The organism is Nonomuraea muscovyensis, from assembly GCF_014207745.1.
GTDB lineage: Bacteria > Actinomycetota > Actinomycetes > Streptosporangiales > Streptosporangiaceae > Nonomuraea > Nonomuraea muscovyensis.
The window spans coordinates 727,056-745,423 of record NZ_JACHJB010000002.1 but is presented as its reverse complement, the minus strand read 5'-3'; the positions used below and the strand labels follow the sequence as shown (position 1 = coordinate 745,423).

At 74.0% G+C, this 18,368-nt stretch carries 9 protein-coding genes; 7 read left to right on the top strand and 2 right to left on the bottom strand.

The window, feature by feature from the left end; translation table 11 throughout:
* Window positions 1–21: 21 nt before the first annotated feature.
* Window positions 22–1,725, bottom strand: coding sequence for an enoyl-CoA hydratase-related protein (locus FHU36_RS19995; protein ID WP_185085475.1), 1,704 nt, complete (start codon window positions 1,723–1,725; stop codon window positions 22–24).
* Window positions 1,726–1,966: 241 nt separating this feature from the next.
* Between FHU36_RS19995 and FHU36_RS19990 the strand changes: the two genes are divergently transcribed.
* From FHU36_RS19990 to FHU36_RS19980, 3 genes are all read left to right on the top strand, one after another.
* Window positions 1,967–2,536 carry a hypothetical protein gene (locus FHU36_RS19990; RefSeq protein ID WP_185085473.1) on the top strand — a complete coding sequence of 190 codons (570 nt, stop codon included), beginning with the start codon at window positions 1,967–1,969 and terminating at the stop codon, window positions 2,534–2,536.
* 236 nt (window positions 2,537–2,772) lie between these two features.
* Window positions 2,773–3,114, top strand: coding sequence for a DUF6247 family protein (locus FHU36_RS19985; protein ID WP_185085472.1), 342 nt, complete (start codon window positions 2,773–2,775; stop codon window positions 3,112–3,114).
* Window positions 3,111–3,359 carry a hypothetical protein gene (locus FHU36_RS19980; RefSeq protein ID WP_185085470.1) on the top strand — a complete coding sequence of 83 codons (249 nt, stop codon included), beginning with the start codon at window positions 3,111–3,113 and terminating at the stop codon, window positions 3,357–3,359. The genes FHU36_RS19985 and FHU36_RS19980 overlap by 4 nt, the downstream gene beginning before the upstream one ends.
* A gap of 58 nt (window positions 3,360–3,417) precedes the next feature.
* Here FHU36_RS19980 and FHU36_RS19975 read toward each other — a convergent pair whose 3' ends face one another.
* The gene (locus FHU36_RS19975) at window positions 3,418–4,173 is read right to left on the bottom strand and encodes a hypothetical protein (RefSeq protein WP_312891705.1); all 756 of its coding nucleotides are present in this window, start codon (window positions 4,171–4,173) and stop codon (window positions 3,418–3,420) included.
* Between the two features lie 1,608 nt (window positions 4,174–5,781).
* On the opposite strand from FHU36_RS19975, the gene FHU36_RS43615 reads away from it, so the two are divergent.
* From FHU36_RS43615 to FHU36_RS19955, 4 genes are read left to right on the top strand one after another with little or no spacing between them, the layout of a single operon-like run.
* Window positions 5,782–7,380: a thioesterase domain-containing protein gene (locus FHU36_RS43615; protein ID WP_312891957.1), complete on the top strand. Its 1,599-nt coding sequence runs from the start codon at window positions 5,782–5,784 to the stop codon at window positions 7,378–7,380.
* Window positions 7,377–12,527: a non-ribosomal peptide synthetase gene (locus FHU36_RS45745; protein WP_312891704.1), complete on the top strand. Its 5,151-nt coding sequence runs from the start codon at window positions 7,377–7,379 to the stop codon at window positions 12,525–12,527. Before FHU36_RS43615 ends, FHU36_RS45745 begins: the two co-directional genes overlap by 4 nt.
* Window positions 12,524–18,166, top strand: coding sequence for a type I polyketide synthase (locus FHU36_RS19960; protein WP_185085467.1), 5,643 nt, complete (start codon window positions 12,524–12,526; stop codon window positions 18,164–18,166). Before FHU36_RS45745 ends, FHU36_RS19960 begins: the two co-directional genes overlap by 4 nt.
* A 1-nt stretch (window position 18,167) precedes the next feature.
* Window positions 18,168–18,359: an MbtH family protein gene (locus tag FHU36_RS19955; RefSeq protein WP_185085465.1), complete on the top strand. Its 192-nt coding sequence runs from the start codon at window positions 18,168–18,170 to the stop codon at window positions 18,357–18,359.
* The last annotated feature ends 9 nt before the right edge of the window (window positions 18,360–18,368 follow it).

The following is an 18,368-nucleotide window of genomic DNA, read 5'->3' as shown; positions in this document are numbered from 1 at the left end:
GTCACAAGACCCGACCATATCTCACATATGAGATGCAGCGGTGATGGGCGTCCCCGACCCGCCGAGGAGTTCCCGATGAGCCGCCAGATGCTCCGGCGTGGCCTCGGGCTTGCGCTTGTGCACGAAGCCCTCCCTGGCCGCCCGGAAGGAGTGCCGGTCGTCGAACATGTCGCGGCTCATCTCCGCCAGTTCCTCCACCCGGTAGGCGTCCAGCGGTTTGCGCCGCTCGTCCTGTTCGCGTGCCGTCCGCTTGTCCGCGAGCATCCGCTCGTAGCCTGGGTCCTGGGCCAGCCGCTCGGCCTCGGCGAGCACGGCCCGTTCGAACTCCAGTCGCGGCCCGGCCAGCGCCTCGTCCGCGAGTCCGAGCATGACGGCCTCCGGCGCGCCGATCGGCAGCGCGTCGCGGGTCAGCCGCCGCGCCGCCGAGGCGCCGACCCGCCGTGGCAGCACGTACGTCCACAGTTCGGATCCGAACAGCCCCATCGTGCGGTAGTGCGGGTTGAGCACGACCCCCTCGCGGATCAGCACCCGGTCGGCGCCGAGCCCCATCATGACCCCGCCCGCTCCGGCGTTGCCGCCCAGTGACGTCACCACCAGCTGGCCGGTGCACTTGATGATCTCGCGGCACACCTGGTTGATGGCGTTGATGTTCATCCAGGCCTCCATCTCCGGGTGCCGGGCCGCCTCGATCACGTTGAGGTGGATGCCGTTGGAGAACACCTCGCCGCCGCGCACCACGAGCACCCGGGTGTCCTGCGCGGCCGCGTAGCGCAGGGCGGCGGACAGGCGCCGGCACTGGTCGGTGGACATGGCGCCGTTGTAGAAGTCGAAGCTCACCACGCCGACCCGTTCGCCCCGGTCGTAGGTGATCTCGCTGTATCCGGACACCTCGCCGGCGGCCGAGAGGTGTTCGCCGAGGACGGTGGCGGCGGGCAGCTTGAGTGCGCCGGGTTCGTCGCGCCGCAGGTGGCCCACCCACACGGTGCCGTCGCCGGTGTGCACGAGGACGGCGCCCTCGCGGCGTCCGGCCACGGTTCCGGGGGGTCCGGACAGGGCGGGGCCGCGGTAGACGTCGAACACGCGCACGGGCAGGTCGCACAGGGTGGCGCGGCCGCCGGGGGAGCCGTCGGCGGCGCGGACGCGGCGCAGCACCGCGTCGGTCGGCTCGCTCCAGGAGAACTGCCGGTCGGCGTGCCGCATGGCCGGCCGTAGCCGCCCGCGCACCTCCGGCCGGTTGTAGTCGAGCGGTGCGGGGACGAAGGAGGGGTCGGTCGCCTTGGCGGCCACTTCCAGCACCAGTTCGACGGCGGCGTCGGCGACGGGCCCGTTGTAGAGGGCGGACTTGCGGGGCGGTTCGGCCGGCATGGGGAAGGTGCGGTAGCCCCAGATGGGGCCGGCGTCCATCTCCTCGACCGCCTGCAGCGCGGTGACGCCCCATTCGGGTTCGCCGTCGAGGATGGCCCAGTCGAGGGAGGAGGGGCCGCGGTCGCCGGGCGGGCCGGGGTGGATGATGATCGTCCGCTGGGTGCGCCACAGCCGCGAGGGGACCTTCTCCTTCAGGAAGGGGCAGATCACCAGGTCGGGTTTGGCCAGTTGGGCCGCCTCCAGCATCACCTGCTCCGACAGTGCCAGCTCGATGCTGACGTCGTGTCCGGCCCGGCGCAGCTCCAGCCAGGCGCGCTGGGTGAGGCCGTTGAACGAGGAGCAGAGCAGCAAGATACGCAAGGGGGGAACTTCCTTCGGACGATCGTTCGAGCGGGGCGGGGGAGAGCCGCCGAGGTGGGACGGGGTCGCGGGTGGTCAGTCCGGTGTGGCCGGTGGGGGCTCGTCCCACCGGTCCCGGAGCATTTCGACTGTCCCATATGACCCGTACATGTCTTGATGCTGACATGTCCCGGCAATCGGTGTTGACACATCCCCGCAAAAAGTCGCCCACTACGGTGTTACTTGTCCGGTTTTGCGAGGGTTGGGGGGAAGAAAACCCTGCCCGGTCGCACGAGACCGGCCCGCGCGGCCGGCCGCTCACGCGACCGAAAACCGCCACCGACCGTACGGGCCCGCCCCCTCAGCGCGACGGGCGACAGCGCCGCGCTGCCAGGGCCACGGCGATGCCGCCTGGGCCGCCGCCGCCCTGCTGCCCCTTTCGGCCGTCTCCGCCCCGCCCACCACCTGGGGGCCCCACCACGCGCCGGGCGGCAAGGCCACCGCCGCAGGCCGCCTCCAGGCGGGCGCCCTCGACACCTCCTCCATCCCGCCCGTCGTCATCATCCGCGTCACCGGCACCCTGCGCGACCGCACCCGCGGCCCCTCGTGCGCGCTCGCCGTCTTCCGCCTCACCTACCGGGCCGGCGACGGGTCGCTGCCCTTCACGCGCAAGACCGTCCGCACCTGCTCCTCGCGCGCCGCCAAGAACTTCGCCTTCACCCGCGCCCGCGTCTTCCTCGTCGAGCTGAAGGTCTGCGCCGAGACCGGCCGCACGCCCTCGGACACCTGCCTGTACGCCGGCACCTGGAAGCAGTTGTACGCCTCCTCCTGACCTTCCTGACCGAAAAGCCCCCATGAGACCGCCCCCGGGCCGCCCGTCCGTGCCCGTCCCCGTCCCCGGCCGTGTGATCCGCACCGGCCGTCACCGAGACCCGTGCCCCCACGCCGGCGCGCCGGCGACGAACGGCGGCCCACCGCCGGGGGAGAGCCGGCGACGGCCCTTCCCCCCGGCACGGCAGGCAGTACGCTGAAACCACACCCCGCAGGCGATCGGCAGGAGGCCCCCCCGTGTCAGCTCAGCCCGCCGAGCCCCACGGCGCCGGCCACGACCCTGACGACATCCACCGCCGACTGCCCGAACACCACCGCGAGCGCTTCCTCACCGACTACCGCGCCGCCATGGTCGCGGCCGCGCACGAGACCTGGCGCTACCGCGAACTCCAGCAGGTGCTCAAACTCTGGCACCTGCGCGCCGCCCTCTACTCCCGCCCGGGCCACGACCAGCGCGCCGAGGACGCCCGCGACGGCACCGGAGGCCCGTGGCTGCCCGCCGACCGGCTGGCCACCCCCTACGCCGAGGTGACCCTCGCCGACGCCCTGGCCCGCCACGCCGGAGGTCGGCCCGGGTGAACCATCGCGTGACCTTCCACGCGAGCGGCTCGGCCCAGATCCCCGGACTGCCCGAAGCGGCCTTCGTCGCCCTCGTCGAAGCCCTCACCAAGGTGGGCGAGGACCCGTTCGGACACTCCATCGCCGGCCGGCGGGACGACCCCCACTACCGCGAGGTGACGTTCGGCGAGTACGGCCTCGCCGCCTTCTACGTCGACCGTCCCCGCCGCACCGTGGCCGTCTACGACATCATCTGGGCAGGATAGACCGGCCGGGCGTCCCCCGGACACCCGGCCGGAACCCGTCAGGATCGACAGGAAAAGGTCACCCGGGCGGGAACTGGCCGTTCTTGGCCACCGGCACGCCGAGCTGCACCGCGCCCGTGAGCGTGGCCCGCTCCGGCGGCAGCCCGCCGAGCACCGGGTTGAGATGCCGCAGGCTCAGCGTCACCGGCGCCATCGCCGGGCCGGTCACGTCGAACTTCTCCAGGTCCACCCAGCGCACCACCCGCACGACCTCCGGCGGAATGGTGTCACCGCCCTTGTGCATCGGCACGCACAACTGGCGCGCGGCCGTCACCCGCACCGTCGCGGGCGGGATCTGGTCCGTCAGCACCGGGTTGAGCTGCCTGAGGTTCAGCGCCCGGTTCATGGGCGCGTTCGGAGTGATCCCGTAGCACAGCAGGTCGATGTGCCGCACCAGCGACAGGACCTCAGCGGGCGGGGCCACGCCGTTCTTGGCCACCGGCACGCACAACTGCTCCGCCCGGCCCAGCGTGACCTCCGTACGGGGCAGGTCCTGCAGCACCGGGTTGAGGTGACTCAGCACGAGCGCCTTGCCGGACGCCGGCGTGATGACCCGGTAGCACGCCAGGTCGACGAACCTGACGAAGTCCAGCACGCCCGGCGGCGGGATCACGTTGTTCTTGGCGACCGGGACGCACAGCTGCTCCCGCGCGCCGAGGGTGACCTGCTCGGTCGGCAGGGTGCCGAGCACGGGGTTGAGGTGCCGCAGGACCAGACCGACGGCCGGCGGCTGGTACGGGTCGGTCTTGAAGCATTCGAGATCGAGGTATGACACGAATTCCTTCGGCGTGGGCGGCGCCAGAGCCGTGGCGGGCGGCGCGGCGACAAACGCCACCGCGAGAATTCCCAAAGCCATGGACAACACGCGCCGGATCACCGGCCTGACGCGCCGGGGCGCGCTGACGGGTCGGTCCATCATTCCTCCCTCGGTCGTGGATCCCCCCTGGTCACCCCCACTTTCTGCGCGTGCCGAGGCCCTGACAAGCTTAGTGTCCGCCTTTCTTCTATTTCTCGGACGGCGGCGGGCTATTCGTTCCGGCCATAATTGCGCGGCGGGGCTCCATGGTGATTTGCGCGCATTCCTGTGAGGAATACGGGCCGTGCTGTAAAGACGCCTCGGCCGCTGCCGGACACGGGGAGGCCTTCGCCGCGGCGGCCGCGGAGCCCGTCGCGAAGGAGGCGGGCCGTCGCGAGAGCCCGGCCTCGACCCGCTGGGCCGACGGGTTGCCGCCACGCCGGTGCCGAAGCGCTCACCCCGCCCGCCCGAGCCCCGCGCCCGGCCCGTCGCCAGCCCCTCGCCGGGGGTCGCGGCCCTCGCCGGACAGCGCCCTCTCGACGAAGCCGCGCCGCCGCCGTACCCGGCTCCGCCGAGTGCGGCCGGCCGGGCGAGCTCCGGGCCGGCAGGCGCCGCCATCCGGGACGGCGGCCGGTCCCGGCGTCCGCGCCGGGCCCGCTTGCGCCACCTCCACGGCCCGATCCCGCTGGGGACCGTCGTCGCGCTCCGCCCCCATGAGCCCGGTATCCGGCGAGCGGCACACCCCTGTTTTCGGGATCGAGCTCTTACCCCATGATGCGATTTTCCGCGTGCCATTCCACGGCGACGCGAACCCGAGGGCTGACACGCAATTGTCGAGGAAACGCGGAATTGTGTTATGTCGCTGCCCGGGCGGTGGCCTCCCGCGTGCCGGACCGGGCTGGACAGGCCCACCGTGCCGGGCTGTCAACAGGCCCGGAAACCTTCCCATTGCTTCTTGACTGGAACGCATTCGCATGCGTCGGGCGCCGCGTAGGCGCCCGCGGGCCGGGGCCGGCTTTGGCCGAGCGGGCGCAGTGGTCCGGATCCGCCGCCGGGCGTCCCGGAAATCGCGTGACGAGGGAACACCTGGTTGAATTCGCCGCCTCCTGTCGCATAAATCGCGGTCCACCGGCCACGCCGGCCGGCCGCCGCAGGAGCCTCATACCACCATCAACGCCCTAAACGACCATAAACCACGTATTGGACACCAAACCTCGTATCGGTCCGACCGAATCGCAGATTTAGCGCTTGCAGGGGAATGTGGCCCACTATCACCTTGACCGGAGTGAGGCAAGATCGCGTGAGCGATTGATCGCTGTCAGGGGGAAGGTTGCGGACCGCGTAAACACGTCGTTGACGCCGCCCGTAAGTAGTAGATATAAGAGACATGCCGTGCTTGACGTCACATCACATCAAATGTGATAGTCGTCCGGTCGAAATCCCATTAAGCGTTTTTAAGACATTTGTCGAGGAGCGCCGTAACATGGCGATTGAACACCTCAACAATCAGCAGCGACGAACACCCCGACCGACGACTGCCACCCCCACGCCCCGCACCGCCGACTCCCCTCGGGGAGGTGCTGGGCGATCACCGGCCAGCTGACCGCGGCGCCGCGGGGCACCCACCCCACCGCCCCGAACCGGCCCCGCACGATCTTCTGCCTGCCCTACGCCGGAGGAGGCGCCAGCGCCTACACCGGACTCCTGCGCGAGCTCGCCACCGACGCCGCGGTGACGCCGCTGCAGCTCCCCGGGCGCGAGAACCGCATCACCGAACCGCCCGCCTTCACCATCGGCGGCATCACCGACGAGATCGCCCCCGCCACCGGCGAGCCGTACGCCCTGTACGGCCACAGCATGGGCGCCCGCATCGCCTTCGAGGTCACCCGCGAACTGCGCCGCCGCGGCCTGCCGCCACCCGCGCGGCTCTACGTCGGCGGCGCCCACCCGCCGCACCGCAAGGTGCCGCTGGCGGCCACCGCCGACCTGCCCGACGAGGCGTTCATCGACCAGCTCGTCCGCCGCGCCGGCGCGCTCGTCGAGCTCAAGCACGAACCGGAGCTGCGCGAACTGCTGCTGCCCGTGCTGCGCGCCGACTTCACCTGGATCAACGACTACCGCTACGTCCCCGAGCCCCCGCTGGACGTCCCGATCGTCGCCTTCACCGGCCTGGACGACGGCGAGGTGAGCGCGGCCGACATGCTCGGCTGGGCCAGGCACACCACGGCCGGATTCGGGCTGCGCACGCTGCGCGGCGGCCACTTCTTCGTCAAGGACGTCCCGGCCGACCTGGCCCGCCTGATCGCCGCCGACCTGGCCGGACGGAGCGCCCCGCCGGACCCCGACGAGGTCCACCTGCTGGTGCGCCAGCCGCGGGCCGACGCGATCGGCGGCCAGGCGCCCGGCACGCGACAGGCCGAACCGGGGACCGACCTACAGGCCGACCTACAAGCCGACGTGCATCGCCGGACGGACGCCGCCGGCAACCGCCGGGCGGGCCTGGACGGCTGGGCCGGCATGGACGCAGTCCGACCGGGCCTGGACGGCTGGGCGAGCGTGAGCCGGGCCGGCGACCTGTCGCTGGCCGCGGCGTGCGACGCGCCGGCCGGTGTCGCCATCGCCCTGCTGGGGCCGCCCCCCAGCCCTCCGGCCGGCCCCTGGCACCCCCCACAGGGGCCCGGCACTCAGCCCGCCTCACGCCCCCACGGCTCCGGCTCCGCACCCGCCGACGGCCGCCGCGCGGGGCACATGGATCCCGCACACCCGCCCGCAGACCTGCTGGGTCCCGCCGAGCTGCTGAGCGACGCCGAGCGCGAGCAGATCGAGGACGCGGCCGAAGAGGACCGGCACTGGCTCGAACTGCGGGCGGTCACCGCCAAACGCGCCCTCGTGGCCGCGGCCGGCCGGGACGCCGCCCGGGCCTCCTTCCCCGACCTGGCCGACCCCGGCCCCTGGCACGCCCAGGACGGGCCCGGCCCGCCCCCCTCCACCCGCTGGCAGGTCCTCCACCTGCCCCTGCACACCACACGGGGAGAAGCGTTGGCAGCAGTCGCGGTGCCGTACGACACGGTACGGCTGAGACTCGACACGCAGACCGAAGACACCCACGCCCCAGACACCCAGGCCCCAGACACCAGCGCCCCAGACACCCAGGCCGAAAACGCGCCCACCGAACAGGCCGGGTGACCACGGTGACCGCGGCGACCACCGGGCCGCTCCTGCACGACCTGATCATCGCCCAGGCGCACCGCACCCCGGACGCCACGGCGGTACGGCAGTGGGAGCACACCCTCACCTACCGCGAGCTGACCACCGCCGCCGGCGCACTCGCCCACCGCCTGCGCCAGGCCGGCGCCGCCCCCGAGACGCGCATCGGCGTGTGCGCCCGCCGCACCCCCGACCTGATCGTCTCCGTGCTCGGCATCCTGATGTCCGGCGCCGCGTACGTCCCCCTGGACCCCTCCCACCCACGCGGCCGGCTGGCCACCATCATCGACGACGCCCGCATCACCACCGTCGTCACCGACACCACCGGCGACGACCTGCTCGCCGGCCTGCCCGTCCGGTCGCTCCCCCCACGCCCGCCCGCACAGGACGGCCGGAGCGACGACCCGCCGCCGCCCACCCGCCCGGGCAACGCCGCCTACACCCTCTACACCTCCGGCTCGACCGGCCGCCCCAAGGGCGTCACCGTCAGCCACGCCGCCGTCGTCGCGTTCGTCACCATGGCCGGCGAGGTGTTCGACCTGGACGCAGGCTGCCGCTCCATCGGCTTCGCCGCGCTCGGGTTCGACGTGTCCGTGCTCGACATCTTCGCCCCGCTGGCCCGAGGCGGCTCCGTCGCGTTCATCGGCGACGACGACCGCGTCGACCCCGCCCGGCTGCAGGACTTCCTCGAACACCACCACGTCACCTGGGGCACCATCCCGCCCGCGCTGCTGCCGCTGCTCGACCCCGCCCGGCTGCCCACCCTGCGCGACCTGCTCACCGCCGGCGAACCCGCCGGCCCCGAACAGGTCGCCCGCTGGACCCGCCCCGGACCACGCCGCTTCCACAACTGGTACGGCCCCACCGAGACCACCGTGTGCGTCGTCGGCACCGAACTCGACGGCACCTGGGACAGGCCGCTGCCCATCGGCCACGCCCTGCCCGGCTGCACCGCCCGCATCCTCGACGAGGACCTGCGGCCCTGCCCGCCCGGCACGCCCGGCGAGCTGTGCATCGGCGGCCCCCAACTGGCCCGCGGCTACCTCGACCGGCCCGGCCTGACCGCCGAACGGTTCGTCCCCGACCCGTGCGGAGAGCCCGGCGCGCGCCTCTACCGCACCGGCGACCAGGTCGTGCTCGACGCCGACGGCCGGATCGGCTTCCTCGGCCGGCTCGACCGGCAGGTCAAGATCCAGGGCCAGCGAGTCGAGATCGGCGAGGTCGAAGCGGTGCTGCGCACCCACCCCGCGATCCGCCAGGCCGTCGCCGACGTCGCCACCGGCCCCTCCGGGCTGAAGGAGCTGACCGCCTACCTCACCCCCGAGGACGCGCCCGTCCTGGACGGGATCCGCGACCACTGCCGCGACAACCTCCCCCCGTACATGATCCCGACCCGCGTCGTGCGGCTGCCCGTGCTGCCCATGACCGTCGCCGGAAAGGTGGACCTGGCGGCGCTGCGCCGCCAGGCGCCCCCCACCCCGCCCGGCCCGCCCGCCGGCGGGGAACCGGCGGGCGGGCCGCCGCGGACCCCCACCGAACGCGCCGTCGCCGCCGCGTGGGCCCGCGCCTTCGCCACCGCCGAACCCGGCCGCGACGACGACTTCTTCGCCGCCGGCGGCCACTCCCTGCTCGCCATGCGGCTCACCGCCCTGCTCGGCGCCGCGCTGCGCCGCCGCGTCGCCGTCGAGGACGTGCTCACCGGCCGCACGGTCGCCGGCATCGCCCGCCGCGCCGCCGACCGGCCGGCCGTGCACGACGAGCCGCCCGCCGTCGCACCCGCCGCGCTGTCGCCCATCCAGCGGCGCATGTGGTTCGTCGAACGGCTCGCGCCCGGCACCCCGGCCCACAACATCGCCATGGCGCAGCGACTCACCGGGCCGCTCGACCTGCCCGCCCTGCGCGCCGCGCTGAGCGCCGTCGCCGAACGCCACGAGGCGCTGCGCTGGCGCGTCCCCCAGGACGGCGGCGTGCCCGCCGTCACCGTCGCCCCACCCGCCGACGTCCCGCTGCCCGTCGAGGACATCACCGCCGCGCAACTCGCCGACCGGCTGCACCAGGAGGCCCGCCTGCCGGTCGACCTGGCCGGCGGGCCGCTGTGGCGGGCCCGCCTGCTGCGCCTGGCCGACGACGAGCACGTCCTGGCCGTCACCGCCCACCACATCGTCTTCGACGGCTGGTCCCAGAACGTGCTGTACCGCGACATCAGCGCCGCCTACCGTCGCGAGCGGCTGCAGGCGCTGCCCGCCTCCGCCGGTGGCTACACCGCCTGGCTCGCCGGCCGCGAGACCTCCGCCGACCTCGACTGGTGGGCCGCCGGCCTGAAGGACGCCCCCACCGTGCTCGACCTGCCGCGCGACCACCCCCGCCCGCCGGTGCAGACCTTCGACGGCGCCGCCGTCACCGCCGAGGCCGACGCCGCGCTCAGCGACGCCGTCAAACGCCTCGCCGCCCGGCTGGGCGCCACCCCGTACACGGTGATGCTCACCGCGTTCGCGCAGGTCCTGGCCCGCCTGACCGGCCGGCGTGACCTCATCGTCGGCACCCCCGTGGCCGACCGCCGCCATCCCGCGCTCGAACCGCTGGCGGGCTGCCTCGTCCACGTCCTGCCCGTACGGCTGCGCGTCGAGGACGACGCGGGGTTCGACGCGCACGTCGCCCGCTGCCAGGACACCCTGTCGGGCGCGCTCGCGCACCTCGACGTGCGGCTCGAACGGCTCGTTGACCGGCTCGCCCTCGGCCGTGACCTGTCGCGCAACCCGCTGGTGCAGGTCCTGTTCAACATGTACGACTTCGCCGAGCCGCGTCTGGACCTGCCCGGTGTGAGCGCCGAGCCGCTGCCGCCCGGGCTGCCCGGGTCGCTGTTCGACCTGACCCTGTACGTCGCCGAGCGGGACGGCCGCTACCTGCTGCAGGCCGTGTACAACCCGCGCCTGTACCGCCGGGAGCGCGTCGAGGCGCTGCTGGCCGGATACCTGCACCTGCTGTCCGGCCTGGTCACGGCTCCCGGCCTGCCGGTCGGCCAGGCGAGCCTGCGCCCACCCGCCGCCGACACCGCCGCCGACGCCACCGAAGACACCACCGTCGATGACACGGCCGGGGGTGCGGTGCTGCCCGGCGGGGACGGTCCCGGCCTCGTCGAGAGCTTCCTGCGGCGCACGGCCGCCCACCCGGACCGGCTCGCCGTCACGGGGCAGGGCGGCGACCTCAGCTACGCCGGCCTGGCCGCCCTGGCGACGGCCACGTGTGCGACCGTGACCGCCGCCCTGCGGCGCATCTGCGGCCCGGGAGGGCAGGCCGAGCCAGGAGGCAGCCCTGCCGGCGGCACCCCGGCGGGGGAGGAGACCGCGGGGCGCACCCCGCGCCAGACCGCGGAACGAACCCCGCAACCGGACCCGCAGCAGGATCCACAATCGGCCCCGCAACCGGACCCGCGGCAGGCGACGGTGGCGGTGCTGGCGGCCCGGCAGAGCGAGCTGCCCGCCCTGCTCCTCGGCGTCCTCGCCTCCGGCGCCCGCTGGGCGGTGCTCGACGCCGCGCACCCACCCGCCCGCCTGGCCGCCCAGGCCCGCGCCGCCCAGGCCCGCGCCCTCATCACCTGCCCCGGCCTCACCCCACCCCCCGAACTGGACTGGCTCCCGCAGCTACCCATCACCGCCGAAACCGCCGACACGCCCTTCCCCGCAGCGCCACCCGAACAGCGCGGCTACCTGGCCTTCACCTCCGGCACCACCGGCGACCCCAAACCCGTCCTCGCCGCCGAACACCCCCTGGCGCGCTTCCTGCACTGGTACCCCCACGCCCACCACCTGACCGGCGACGACCGGTTCGCGCTGCTGGCCGGCCTGGCCCACGACCCGCTGCTGCGCGACGCCTTCACCCCGCTGACCCTCGGCGCCCTGCTGTGCGTACCCGACCAGGACACCGTCCGCGACCCCGCCCGGCTGGCCGGCTGGCTACGGCGGCAACGCATCACCGTCGCCCACCTCACCCCCCAACTGGCCACCCTCATCGCCGCCGCCGGCCAGACACTGCCCGACCTGCGGCTCGTCCTGTTCGGCGGCGACCGGCTCACCCACGCCGACGCCGCCGCCTTCGGCCGCATCGCGCCGGGCGCCCGCCTCGTCAACACCTACGGCACCACCGAAACCCCCCAGGTGCAGGCCGCCCACCCCATCACCGCACCCGACCCCGGCAGCGGCGACCCCCTCCCGGCCGGAGCCGGCGTCGACGGCGCCGAACTGCTCATCCTCACCCCCGCCGGCCACCTCGCCGCCGTCGGCGAACTCGGCGAGATCGTCATCCGCAGCCGCCGCCTGGCCCGCGGCTACCTCGACCAGCACCTCACCCGGCAACGCTTCACCACCGAAACCGACGGCACCGGCCGCTACCGCACCGGAGACCTCGGCCGCTACGACCCCGACGGCCACACCGTCCTGGCCGGCCGCACCGACACCCAGGTCAAGATCCGCGGCTACCGCGTCGAACTCGGCGAGATCGAACACGCCCTGCTCGCCCACCCCGGCGTGCGGGCCGCCGCCGCCATCACCGCCGGCCCCGCCACCAGCTCCACCGCAGGTGGGGCCGGCGGGCCGATCATCCGCGCCTACGCCGTCCCCTCAGGCCCCGCCGTACAACCAGGAGAACTGCACCGCCACCTGCGCGCCACCCTGCCCGACCACGCCCAGCCCACCGACCTCATCCTGCTGCCCGCCCTGCCCCTGACCCCCAACGGCAAGATCGACCGCGCCGCCCTGCCCACCCCGCCGCCCCGCACCGCCACCGGCGGCGGCGACCACGAACCCGCCACCGGCACCGAACGGCTCCTGGCCGGCATCTGGCGCGAGATCCTCGGCCTGCCCAGGATCTCCGCCACCGCCAACTTCTTCGAGATCGGCGGCCACTCCCTGGCCACCGCCCAGGTCCAGGCCCGCCTGGCCACCACGCTCGGCCACGACGTACCGATCGTGGACCTGTTCCGCTTCCCGACCATCCGCACCCTGGCCGCACACCTCGACGGCGAACGCCGCCCGGCCGGGTCCGAACGCGCCGCCCGCCGGATCGCGGCGCGCAGGGCGCGCCCCACCACGCATCGGCCGAACCAGGCCAGACGGGAGAGTAAGGAATGACCGCTGCCACGCCCCACGAGGACCACCACGAACACGACGCCCCCGGGGTGGAGCCGATCGCGGTCGTCGGGCTGGCCTGCCGTCTGCCCGGCGCCCCCGACGTGCCCACCTACTGGCGCAACCTCCTCGACGGCGTCGAATCCGTCACCTTCTACACCCGCGAACAGCAAGAAGCGCTCGGCGTCCCCGACTACCTCCTCGACGACCCCACCTTCGTCCCCGCCGCGTCCATCGCCGCCGACTACGGCTCCCTCGACGCCGCCTTCTTCGGCATGTCACCCCGCGAGGCCGAACTGCGCGACCCCCAGCAGCGCATGTTCCTCGAACTGGCCAACACCGCGCTGGAGGACGCCGGCTACGACCCCTCCCGCTACGGCGGCGAGGTCGGCGTGTACGGCACCATCGGCTCCGACGAATACCAGTGGATGTACATCCGCCCCAACAAGAAGGTGTTCTCCTCCGTCGGCAACCTCGCCGTCTACACCGGCAACCACCCCGACTACCTGGCCACCCTCGTCTCCTACAAGCTCGACCTGCGCGGCCCCAGCCTCACCACCCACACCGCCTGCTCCTCCTCCCTGGTCGCCCTGCACCTGGCCGTCGAGGCGCTGCGCGCCGGCGAGTGCGACATGGCGCTGACCGGCGGCGTGTCCCTGGAGATGCCCGCCGAATGGGGCTACCAGTACCACCAGGACGGCATCTACGCCGCCGACGGGCACTGCCGCGCCTTCGACGCCGCCGCCCAGGGCACCATCTGGGGCGGAGGCGGCGGCATCGCCGTCCTCAAACGCCTGTCCGACGCCGTCGCCGACGGCGACCACATCCGCGCCGTCGTCATCGGCAACGCCATCAACAACGACGGCGCCACCAAGGTCGGCTTCTCCGCGCCCAGCTCCGAAGGACAGGCCGCCGCCGTCGCCCAGGCGCTCGGCGTCGCCCAGATCGACCCGCGCACCGTCACCTACGTCGAAGCGCACGGCACCGGCACCTCCCTCGGCGACCCCATCGAGGTGGCCGCCCTGTCCAGCGTGTTCGGCGCCGGCACCGACGAGGCCGGCTGGTGCGGCATCGGCTCGGTCAAGACGAACATCGGCCACCTCGGCCCGGCCGCCGGCATCGCCGGCTTCATCAAGACCGTCCTGGCGCTCGAACACGGCCTCCTGCCGCCCAGCCTCAACTACTCCGCGCCCAACCCGCGCATCGACTTCGGCACCAACCCCTTCCACGTCGTGTCCGGCCTCACCAAATGGGAGACCGACGGCTTCCCCCGCCGCGCCGGCGTCAGCAGCTTCGGCATCGGCGGCACCAACGCCCACGTCGTCGTCGAGCAGGCGCCGCCCACGCCGCGGCCGCCCACCGGGCCACGCCCCGCCCACCTGCTGCAGCTGTCGGCCCGCACCCCCGCCGCGCTGGAGGCCGCCGCGCGGCGGCTGGCCGACCACCTCACCGACCGCCAGATCGACGGGGAGATCGACAGCGGGATCGACGCCGGGATCAACCTCGCCGACGTCGCCCACACCCTGCGCACCGGCCGGCGGGTCTTCCCGCACCGCGCCGCCGTCGTCGCCACCGACCCCGCCGACGCCGTCGCCGCCCTCACCGACCCGCGCCGCCTGCTCACCGGCAAAGCCGGCACCCCCCGGGTGGCGTGGCTGTTCTCCGGCCAGGGCGCCCAGTACGCGGGCATGGGCGCCGGCCTGTACCGCACCGAACCGGTCTTCGCCGCCGCCGTGGACGAATGCGCCGCCCTGCTGCGCGACGAACTCGACGGCCTGGACCTGCGCACCCTGTTCTTCCCCGACGACGACGCCCGCCAAGACGCCGACGAACGGCTGCGCCAGACCGCGCTCACCCAGCCCGCCCTGTTCACCATCGAATGGGCGCTCGCCCGGCTGTGGCGCTCATGGGGCGTCGAACCGGCCGCCATGATCGGCCACAGCATCGGCGAGTACGTCGCCGCCACCGTCGCCGGCGTCTACGACCTGCCCGACGCGCTGCGCCTGGTCGCCGCCCGCGGCCGCCTCATGCAGTCGATCCCGCCCGGCTCCATGCTCGCCGTCCGGCAGGACGCCGACGAGGTGCGCGACCAGCTGCCCGACGGGCTGTCCATCGCCACCATCAACGGCCCCGGCACCTGCGTCGTGGCCGGCCCCACCGGCGTGGTGCAGGAGTACGCCACCCGGCTCACCGGCGAAGGCGTCCAGCACACCATGCTGCGCACCTCGCACGCCTTCCACTCGGCGATGATGGACCCGATCCTCGCCGAGTTCCACGACACCGTCGCCCGAGCCGCCCGCCACGCGCCCGCCCTGCCGTTCCTGTCGAACGTCACCGGCACCTGGATCACCGCCGAACAGGCGACCGACCCCGCCTACTGGACGCGGCACCTGCGCGAGACGGTCCGCTTCGGCGACTGCGTGGCCACGCTCGCCGCCGAGGGGGAGTGGCGGCTCGTCGAATGCGGGCCCGGCCGCCAGCTCGCCGGCCTGGCCCGCACCCAACTGCCCCGCACCGGCCCCGCCCCGCTGCCCAGCCTGCCCGGCCCCACCGAAGGCAGGTCGGACCTGCAGGTGCTGTACGCCGCGGCGGGCGCCCTGTGGACCGCCGGCGTCCCGCTCGACGCCGACGCGCTCGCCGAGCCGGCCCGCCGCGTGCCGCTGCCGCACTACCCGTACGAGCGGACCCGCCACTGGGTGGACACCGTCCTGGACCCGGAACTGGTCTACCCCCGCGCGCCCCGCACCGGAGCGCTGCCGCTGCCCGAGTGGTTCTCCGTCCCCGCCTGGCGTCAGGAGCCCGCCTGCGTCCCGGCGGGCGCCGCCGCCGGCCTCGCGGCCCGGCTGTCGGGGACGCGCTGCCTGCTGTTCGCCGGCCCCGCCGCCGAACCGCTGGCCGACGCCCTGCGCACGGCCGGCGCCGACGTGGTGCGCGTCGTGCCCGGCGACCACTACACCACCACCGGCACACCAACCACCGGCCCCGCTGACACGTCCCGCACCGTCACCATCCGGCCGGGGGAGCGCGACGACTACGACCGGCTCATCGCCGACACCGGCGTCCCCCAGCGCATCATCCACGCCTGGACCCTCGACGGCGCCCCCGCCACCGGCATCGGACAGACCCGCGCCGCCCAGGACCTCGGCTTCTTCAGCCTCCTCACCCTCGTCCAAGCCCTCGCCCAGGCCGAACCCGGCACCGGCGTCCACCTCGACATCCTCACCGCCGGCACCCAGCAGGTCACCGGCGCCGACCTGCACCGGCCCGAACACGCCACCGTCGCCGGCATCGCCAAGGTCGTCCCCCTGGAAGCCCGCTGGCTCACCGCCCGCCACATCGACCTCGACCCCGACCCCACCACCGACACCCTCGACGCCATCCTGGCCGAACTGGCCGCCGACCCCGCCGAACCCCCGCCCGGCGAACCCCCCTCCCCGGTCGCGCTGCGCGGCCACACCCGCTGGCTGCGCGGCTACCGCCCGCTCACCCTGCCCGCCCAGCCGGACGACGCCGGCCACCCGCCCGCCCGGCTCCGCCACCAGGGCGTCTACCTCATCACCGGCGGCCTGGGCGGCATCGGCCTCACCCTCGCCGAAGACCTCGCCCACCGCCTGCAAGCCCGGCTCGTCCTGCTCGGCCGCGCCGGACTGCCGCCCCGCGCCGACTGGGACGCCCTCGACGGCACCCCCGGCCGGCAGGGCCGCGCCGTGGCCGCCATCCGCCGCATGGAACAGGCCGGCGCCGACGTCCTGGTCCTGGCCGCCGACGTCACCGACCCCGACGCGCTGCGCCACGTCCGCGAACAAGCCCTCGACCGGTTCGGCCGCCTCGACGGCATCGTGCACGCCGCGGGACTGCCCGGCGGCGGCATGGCCGAGGTCAAGGAACGCCCCGCCGCCGAACAGGTCATGGCCCCCAAGATCGCCGGCACGCTGGCGCTGCGCGAGACGTTCGGCGACCTGCCGCTCGACTTCGTCATGCTCTGCTCCTCCGTCACCGCCGTCGCCGGCGGGTTCGGCCAGGTCGACTACTGCGCCGCCAACAACTACCTCGACGCCTACGCCCCCACCTGGCCCGGCAACGTCCTGTCCGTCAACTGGGGAGCCTGGCTCGAAGTCGGCATGGCCGCCGAGATCGCCGCCCCCGCCGCGTTCCGCGCCCTGCAACGCGGCGACCGCATCGTCCAGGTCGACCACCCCGTCCTGACCCACCGACACGAGACCACCGGACGCCACCCCTGGTACACCGGCGCCCTGTCCGCGGCCACCCACTGGCTGCTGGCCGAGCACCGCGTCGCCGGCGTCCCCGTCATGCCCGGCACCGGCTACCTGGAAAGCGCCCGCGCCGCGTTCGAGGCCGCCGTGCCCAGCCCCGGCCCCGGCCACGTGGTCGAACTGCGCGACGTCGCCTTCGTCGCCCCAATGCCCGTCCCCGACGACGCCACCGCCGAACTGCGCGTGCTGCTCACCCCCGCCGGCGACGGCATGGACTTCGAGATCGTCAGCGTCGCGGCCGGCCACACCACCCAGCACGCCAGGGGAGCCGCCGCCTGGACCGCCGCCGACCAGCACACAGACCAGCACGCAGACGCCCTCACCGACATCCGCGCCCGCTGCACCTACACCGCCGACGCCGACGACGCGAGCAGCCCGTTCGCCTCGGCGTCCGGACTCGTCACCTTCGGCCCCCGCTGGAGCAGCCTGCGCGCCGTCCACCACGGCGCCGGCGAACAACTCGCCCGCCTCGAAGCCGGCCCCGACGTCACCGCCGAACTCGACCGGCTGCCCCTGCACCCCGCACTGCTCGACGAGGCCACCGCCTACATCGCCGTCACCGGCGAGCACAGCTACCTACCGCTCGGCTACGGCCGCCTCACCCTGCACGCCCCCCTGCCGGCCCGGCTGTGGAGCCACGCCCGCCCCCGCGACACCGGAGGCGACGAGATCCTCGCCACCGACCTGACCCTCTACGACGACGCCGGCCATCGCGTCGTCACCATCTCCGACTTCGTGCTGCGCCGCATCGACAAGCAGGCCGTCACCCACACCGTCGGCGAAGCCGCCCGGCACACCGCCGCCGAACCGGCCGTCAACGAGGAGTCCGCCGCCGCCGGCAACGCCCTCGACATCGACGGCACCCGGCGCGGCATCCACCCGGCAGGCGGCGCCGACGCCTTCCGGCGGCTGCTGGCCACCCGCCTCGGCCCGCAGGTCGTCGTCAACGCCACCCCCCTGGAGGAGTTCGTCGCAGGCGTCCGCGACCTCACCCACGACACCGTCGCCGCCGAACTCGACGCCACCGCCACCGGCGACGGCGGCCCCGGCACCGGCGACGACCACGTCGCCCCCCGCAACGACCTGGAAGCCGTGCTCGCCCAGCTGTGGGGCGAGGTCCTCGGCGCCCGCCAGGTCAGCGTCGAACAGGACTTCTTCGAACTCGGCGGCAACTCACTGGTCGCCGTGCAGCTCATCGCGCTCATCCGCAAGAAGGTCGGCGTCCGGCTGCCCATGCGCAGCCTGTTCCAGGTGCCGACCGTCGCCGGCATGGCCGCACTCGTCGAAGAACTCCGCACCAGCACCGACACCACCCCCGCCAACGGCACCGCCACCATCACCCGGCTGCCCCGCACCGAAAGGGCCTGACATGCGCGACGGCCACTACAAGGTCGTGGTCAACGACGAAGACCAATACTCCATCTGGTTCGCCGACCGGCCCCTGCCACAGGGCTGGCACGACACCGGCGTCCACGGACCCAAGCAAACCTGCCTCGACCACATCGAACACGTCTGGACCGACATGCGCCCGCGCAGCCTGCGCGAGGCCATGGGGGAATAGGAGGGCAAC

Bases quoted from the DNA above. Each gene is read 5' to 3' on its own strand.
- FHU36_RS19955 (WP_185085465.1), top strand. From the start codon at position 18,168: ATGCGCGACGGCCACTACAAGGTCGTGGTCAACGACGAAGACCAATAC.
- FHU36_RS19960 (WP_185085467.1), top strand. From the start codon at position 12,524: ATGACCGCTGCCACGCCCCACGAGGACCACCACGAACACGACGCCCCC.